Source organism: Arthrobacter sp. JCM 19049 (genome assembly GCF_001310435.1).
Genome location: NZ_BAXF01000689.1, coordinates 1 through 941, shown reverse-complemented (window position 1 = coordinate 941; position 941 = coordinate 1). Strand labels below are relative to the sequence as shown.

The following is a 941-nucleotide window of genomic DNA, read 5'->3' as shown; positions in this document are numbered from 1 at the left end:
CCCTGTTCGATCAGCGACTCGTTGTAGGCGTTGAAGTCCTGCGTGGCGATGAACACCTCGCCGCGCACCTCAAATTCGTGGGGCCAGCCGCTGCCGGAGAGCTGCTGGGGGATGTCGGCGATGGTCAGCGCGTTGTGGGTGACGTCCTCGCCGGTGGTCCCGTCCCCGCGGGTCGCGGCGCGCACCAGCTTGCCGTCGCGGTAGGTCAGGTTCAGCGCCAGCCCGTCGATCTTCACCTCGCACAGCCAGGCGGGCTTGCGCTCCGGGCGCAGGCGCAGCGCGTTCGCCTCGGCCCGCTCCAGCCAGGCGTCCAGCTCCGGCATGGAGAACACGTCCTCCAGGGAGTACATCCGGCTGGCGTGGGTGACCGGGGCGAAGGCCGCGGAAACCTCCCCGCCGACCTCCTGGGTGGGTGAGTCCTGCCCGGCCAGGATCGGGTACTGCCCCTCGATGCGCTGCAGTTCGCGGAACAGCGCATCGTATTCGGCGTCCGAGATCAGCGGCGCGTCCTGCTGGTAGTAGGCCTCGCGGTGCTGGCGGATCTGTTCGACCAGGGCATCATGCGCGGCGCGCACGTCTTCCGGCGGGGCCGAACTGGTTTCGGTGGGGCAACGGCATTTTCACTCACACCCCTTATTGTGCCCCACCTGCCAAGTCAGATCACCTGTGCTCTGCGCGCGCCCGGAGTTTTGCCCCCCGGCGCCGGATCCCGGGGACACCGGTTGCGGCGCGGGGACCAGCCCCAGCCGGGCGCCGGAATCGGTGGTCCTGTTGCTGATCGGTGGTGCGGGGTATCGTGGAGCCACCAAGTCAAAGACGGAGCATGACCGTTGCCGGCACGGCCCCGGCGCCTGATCTGCAGTGGGGTGTGTCATGGGGTCACGACGCGAGGGTGAAGGGCACGACGAGCGCCGGAGCGGGGGTTGGCAGCACGAAGCCGG

At 69.2% G+C, this 941-nt stretch carries 1 pseudogene; it reads right to left on the bottom strand.

Annotated elements, in window-relative coordinates:
- A pseudogene (locus JCM19049_RS15530) lies at positions 1-575 on the bottom strand (NAD-dependent DNA ligase LigA); the annotation flags it as partial.
- Positions 576-941 lie beyond the last annotated feature (366 nt).